The sequence below is a fragment of the Psychrobacter sp. Pi2-1 genome (assembly GCF_904846645.1).
GTDB lineage: Bacteria > Pseudomonadota > Gammaproteobacteria > Pseudomonadales > Moraxellaceae > Psychrobacter.
In genome coordinates this window covers 1-5,312 of record NZ_CAJHBO010000037.1, presented here as the reverse complement: position 1 = coordinate 5,312, position 5,312 = coordinate 1, and the positions used below count along the sequence as shown (strand labels likewise).

The 5,312-nt window shown below is 35.8% G+C and carries 6 protein-coding genes; 3 read left to right on the top strand and 3 right to left on the bottom strand.

Going from position 1 to position 5,312, the window contains the following annotated elements; translation table 11 throughout:
• Positions 1 to 585 precede the first annotated feature (585 nt).
• Both JMX91_RS13085 and JMX91_RS13080 read left to right on the top strand, forming a co-directional pair.
• The gene (locus tag JMX91_RS13085) at positions 586 to 954 is read left to right on the top strand and encodes a hypothetical protein (protein ID WP_201549599.1); all 369 of its coding nucleotides are present in this window, start codon (positions 586 to 588) and stop codon (positions 952 to 954) included.
• Positions 955 to 1,082: 128 nt separating this feature from the next.
• Complete coding sequence (locus tag JMX91_RS13080) at positions 1,083 to 1,331, top strand: antitoxin VbhA family protein (RefSeq protein ID WP_201549598.1); 249 nt, start codon at positions 1,083 to 1,085, stop codon at positions 1,329 to 1,331.
• Positions 1,332 to 1,407: 76 nt separating this feature from the next.
• Here JMX91_RS13080 and JMX91_RS13075 read toward each other — a convergent pair whose 3' ends face one another.
• The 3 genes from JMX91_RS13075 to JMX91_RS13065 form a co-directional block, all read right to left on the bottom strand.
• Entirely contained in the window at positions 1,408 to 1,998 is a 591-nt protein-coding gene (locus JMX91_RS13075; RefSeq protein ID WP_075101903.1) for a recombinase family protein, read from the bottom strand.
• 334 nt (positions 1,999 to 2,332) lie between these two features.
• Complete coding sequence (locus JMX91_RS13070) at positions 2,333 to 2,839, bottom strand: hypothetical protein (protein ID WP_201549597.1); 507 nt, start codon at positions 2,837 to 2,839, stop codon at positions 2,333 to 2,335.
• 644 nt (positions 2,840 to 3,483) lie between these two features.
• Positions 3,484 to 4,392 carry a competence protein CoiA family protein gene (locus JMX91_RS13065; protein ID WP_201549596.1) on the bottom strand — a complete coding sequence of 303 codons (909 nt, stop codon included), beginning with the start codon at positions 4,390 to 4,392 and terminating at the stop codon, positions 3,484 to 3,486.
• 111 nt (positions 4,393 to 4,503) lie between these two features.
• On the opposite strand from JMX91_RS13065, the gene JMX91_RS13060 reads away from it, so the two are divergent.
• Entirely contained in the window at positions 4,504 to 5,190 is a 687-nt protein-coding gene (locus tag JMX91_RS13060; RefSeq protein WP_201549595.1) for a hypothetical protein, read from the top strand.
• Positions 5,191 to 5,312: the final 122 nt, after the last annotated feature.

The following is a 5,312-nucleotide window of genomic DNA, read 5'->3' as shown; positions in this document are numbered from 1 at the left end:
CATCTGGGGCTATTATCAGACCGTGAGACCGCATGCTTTCAACGATTATTTGCCGCCAGCAGAAAAAGAGAGACGTTACTTTAATCAAAACCTCTTATCAGCTGTCCTAAATTAGTTGACCACTACACAGCGATTGTAGAGAGCCTAGGGGCAGATAATATAAGGAATACAGTCTCTCTACGCGACAATTTATCATTACCTTTATCACCGTTTTCTAAATTAGATGAAGAGATACTACATCATCTCTTTAACCGAAATCTGCTCATACTAGCTCCTGAAAATAGCTACGAATACGTAACCATCAACGAAGAACAGGAGTTAGAAATAGACTTCTATCAAGCTATCTTTGAGTTTGCTTATAGTATTGAGAATCTTACTAAAATCATGATAAACGCTAGATCTAAAAAAAATACCAGTGCTCTAGTAGAGAATAGTCAATTTAAGAGCTGGTGTGAAAAGGTACAGCTAGGAGAATGTTTAAGCTACCTGATTACTAGGTCAAGACTGAACTATCTAGCACCGCCTATTGGCGAGAAGCTAGTTAGCATTCTCAGAGCATGTTTAGCTGAATGCTCTGTATCAACCATGCATTATGTCATTTGGAAGTCTGTCGAAAATGCTGCTGCATACGTGCAAAAACCAGGTATTACTCGAAGACATGCTTCAAATTCTGTTTCTGGTAATATAGAAAGAGTATTCGGTAAAATACATAGTGGTAGTTGGAAACGCAATAAATCTTTTCGCGATGCTAGCCATCCTCAGTCTGCAATGGCCAAAATATTTTTTGATTATGTATTTGGAGTAGATGATGGTAGTTTTCACTACACTATTGATGAGATATTCAGCCCATATAGGTCTCAGAAAGCTTTAGAGCCAATAAGTTATGCAGCTCTAGGAAACGCTAGAAACACTATTTATTCAGTCACAATAGCTCTTGATATCAAACAATCATGATCTACCTACGTCTAAATCATTAATACAACTAAATTAGCCGAATAAGCCATACTAGTGAGAGAAAAGTTATCTAGATAGAATATTATATGACTTGCTGAATAAGTTTATTACTACTGATAGGAGCTAGCATGGAAGATTCTAAATCTAAAACACCGATTGTTGACGATCGTCCTATTTTAGTAAGTCAGAAAGAGATAGAAAAGCGCCGCCGCATCAACTCTGATATTTTGAGCAGCTTTGCAATCGATAATATTCCTATCAACCCAGATACTCAGCATATTTTCAAAGACTTTGAGGAAGGTAAAATTGCAACTAGCAGGGAAGTAAAAGCTTTGCTACACGCTCACTATACTAAGATAGCTCTTGAAGATAGTTAGCGCTTATGACTACTGTTTTATTTTTAGATATAGTAATTCAGCAAAGCATAATTATTTAAGTTCATTACCTGACGTATTACGTATCTTTTAGTACTCGATAAACTGTAGCCACTCCAACACCACAGGCCTTAGCTATTTCATCTTTTTTCATATTGTTTTGACTTGCTAATTCTCTAATGCGTTTGTGCTTCTGTGTATTAGCTTTTTTGCCTGTAGGTTTATAACCACTATTAGCTAATCCTTGCTTAATACGCTCTCTACGCTTGTCATTATCCAATTTAGCCATTGTTGCTAACAAATCAATTAGCATGTTGTTGATTACAGCCAATATCTCTCCACTCATGCCAGTATTAATTGTATGCGTAGTAGGTAGGTCTGCTACGATTAACCTTAAGCCTTTATCTTTCATTCTTTGCTTTAAAATACCAAAATCATCTTGAGACAATCTGCTTAATCTATCTACGCTCTCAACAAGCAAGACATCTCCTTGATTAGCATCATCAAGTAACTTAGTAAGTTCTGGTCTATCTAACTTAGTACCACTATAGTTTTCAATGTAATCGACATGACTATCAGCATAATCTTTACTAAAGCCAATCAAGTCAGACAAGGCTCTCTTAGCATCTTGGTCTTTTGTGCTAGCTCTCACATATATTCTGACTGTCATGGGTATCAACATATCTTTTAGACTTAAATATTATTGTTTAATGATAATACTATCGTTTAATAGTGAAAACAACTCTAATGATAGATTGATTATCATTTAATTATTTTACTGTTAAGGTATAGGCTAATGATAGGGAGAAAGCGTAGTAACCTGTCTTATAGTTCAAAAGTCTGTTATAAATGGTTCCATATTAAAGTCTGTTTTAAGTAGTCTGATAATAAGTTTGAAGGGTTAAGTAGCTAGTTCCGCTGGGGTATAACCCAATCGAACCATTTGACAATGTTGATTAATCGTTGAGCTTTAGCCTAAATAGTCTCTAAGGATTTCGGCGTACTTATAAGTATACTGTGATTGCTTTAACAGTGTGATCTGGATATTCAGCAGAATAAGGTAATAGATAATTTGTAGTAATATATACTCCTTCTAGTATATCTTCTGATTCCAACGGATTTGGCTTCAGGTAATGAGTATCTCCATGGCCATAGTAAAAATCAAATCCAAGTTCGTATTTCAGTAGATCAAGTCTATCCCCTATTTTTAATGTTTTTAACAAATACCCTGAATATTTGCTCATTACATGTATGCCAGTTAATATAGGTTCATCTCCGCTAAACTCTAAAACTATATTATTATCCCAGTAGCAATAAATCTCATTTATATGTGTACCACCTATAGTCATCTCATCTCTATGGAAAAGAAACCATAAATTATGGGTTGATAGCACATCACATTCTTCCTTCGTAGGTTTATAAATATGTTCTGTGCTTTTTTTAAAATAGTCAAAACTTATCCCTAACTTTATACCAGCAGCCTGAATACCTGGGACAATATCTGCGTCCATTACTGGTTCTATCTTTACCATTGAGTTACCCATTGACTGTTTTGATCTCTGCTAACGATTTCGTAGTTATTAATACACATACAATATTAGCAGATCGATGCCTGTATAGCGCATCGATCACGAATAGAATATGTATGGTAAGTACACCATGAAGTACACTGTGACTATTTCAGACAGTTAAAACCTTGATATCATTAGCCCACAGCCTAGTGTTCAAGTCCTCACTAGGGAACCGAACCGATTGAATCAGTTCGGCAATTACCACGTCATTAATTATTGGGTTGGTGCATTATACAAGTATCGAACTAGGATCTGCCTCTCAGATTGTTGAGTTTCCAACAATTCCACTATAGTTTATTAAAGCGTTACTTTCTATTAAATAAACCATAGGCTTTCATCTTCTTAGCGACAATCCTGCACCCATTTTCATGAGAATCAACAAGCACGAAGCTATCAACAGTATCGGCATTACACTTTGGACAATGGTAAGCACCTAGCTTCCAGTCATCTTTTTCAATCACTCTAAGTGTCTGTTTAGAGCTACAAGTAGAACAAAATTTAAATTTGCGGTTTGTAAATCTTTTCATATTCATTGTGTTTTTCATCCAGATTGCAGCAGTATTGATATATCTATCCCAAAGAAATTAGAGTTTGGGTGTAGTATCCATTTCTCGCAAACGTAGTAACACGGTATGAGAGAAAGGATTACAATACTTCCAAGCTTTGAATTTTGGTGTATATCTACCACCACCTTCTTTGCTCCATTGCTTCAGTAAGGCTACAATCTCTGGATTATAACTGACCGTTTTTACTGAAATACCCCCATCGTTAAACACCCATGCATCTACCCATACATTATTAATAATAAATCGATGTTTAACATAATTGTTGGGGAGCTTAGATTGAGATTCTTCACTATCGTCAGCAACGTGGTTCGTATTGATTTCAGGTAAAGGCGTCGTACTTAACCAATCTGCCAACGGCTCGTCAGGTTTCTTAGCTTCAGGGTATAACCATTTCTTATTATCTACTTGTTCTAGAATGAACTGTGCTGCTTCATCACTAGGAATACAGACATTGCGCTTTAGTAGTTCTCGCAAGTCTATCTCAATGGTCTTGATATTTAATTGTTTGATGAAATTAAGTTTGTGAGTATCTACAAATGATGTCACGGCAACTTCGATAAAAAGCATCTCATTATCAATACTTGCTAGTAAGTCAGGACGAATTGAGCCAACAGCCTGTTCTGCTACTAAGCTAGAGAACTGCCAATTTTTTGCTTCAGTCTCATCTGTTTCTGGCAAGGGGGGCAATACCACACATTTTTTCTCCATAATGACTTGCTTAGCAAACTTGTGTAGGATACTTTCAGAGTTGATATGGCAACTTTCTTTATTGCTAGAGTGAGCGAAATGATGTTCGTTTTTTTCTCCCTTTCTAGCAACAACGGGTTCGCTACATTCAAAACAATAACAGTTACAAGCGAGTCCTCTTTCTACTTGTTTAATACCAACAATTTGATCTAGATCATTAATAGCAATATTCATTAGCATGGTTACTATCCTCTTTAGGGTTTGTAAAAACAGAGGTTAGTATGAGCTGAGTATTTTTGCGTAAACACCCCTAAAAGGGGTAACAAACGGGTTTTATTCGGTTTAATACTAATGAAAAACAAATACTTAGAATTATTTGAGAATTTAAGCAATCGTCTTGACTTTTATCATAACGAAACTAAAAACCAGCGTTATTTACGGATAATGTTAGAGCGTAGGCTAAAGAGCCTGCCAGAAAATGAAGGTGATGTTTACGAGCCTGACAGAATTACTCGTAAAATAATTTATGCCATTGATAAGAATGTCAGTCTAGATGATATTGATAGCAAAGAAGCCCAACAGCAGATAAATATTAGTAAGATCCAAAAGTATTTATCCGATTTTGTTCGAACTCAAATGGACTCCGAAATACTTAATCGTATTGGCTATATCCCTGTGATTAAGGTTGAGTCTTCACGAGGGGGTCGAGGTAATGAAAAGGCATTTTGGTTGGATATTGAACCTGTCGAATTATTGCTGCCATCTGTGGCATTGGAAGATGAAGATTCGCCTGAAAACTATAGCGAGATAATCTATGTGAGAGAGCATAACTCGACAATAAAACCCTCAATTCTCACTCGAATTTTTTTTAAGAATGGTGAATTAAAGATGTACAGCCCTAAAGGCTTACTGTTGACTGCTTTGATGCTTATCAGTCTTCTTATAGATATACTGATCGTCTTGTTTGCAGTCTTATTTATTATATTCATAAAGGATTTGCCATCATTAAGCTTAACAACAGCATTAATTATATTATAGTCAGTTCAAAATAAAATTGTTATGGTTAGGACAAATATCATAAAACAATTTGGATAAGTCGTTTTCCATCCAGCCTTGGCGTAGAAACTTAGCCTGTGCCCATTTCTTTTCGATGGGGTTCA